General features: G+C 42.2%; 1 protein-coding gene. It reads right to left on the bottom strand.

Annotated elements, in window-relative coordinates:
* Window positions 1-306 (bottom strand): phosphoribosylformylglycinamidine synthase subunit PurQ (locus ACPYOJ_RS35040; RefSeq protein ID WP_481420334.1); only part of this gene is annotated, 306 nt, incomplete at both ends.

Here is a 306-nt window from a genome sequence, read left to right as displayed (position 1 = left end):
GCCCTTCACCATGAGAAATCGGAATGGTGAAAACCTGATCCTCCATTCCTTTTAACCAAGGCGATTCGTCATTCAAGACTTTCCCATTTACCATTTGGGAGATATGTCTTCTGATTGCGTTGTGAGCCAATGTCGGTGAATTTTCATCCAAATCTTTGATTCTTCCGTAAGGCAATAATCCGGATTTAACCAACGCATGGAAACCGTTACAGATCCCGATGATCATCCCGTCTCTGTCAAGCAATTCGTGAACGGCATTTCGTATCTTTTCATTTTTCAACACATTGACAGGGAATTTTGCAGAAC

The organism is Rhizobium sp. SVR5-9E (genome assembly GCF_056755095.1).
Note: the sequence above shows the minus strand (reverse complement) of the source record. Positions and strands in the feature narration are given on the sequence as shown.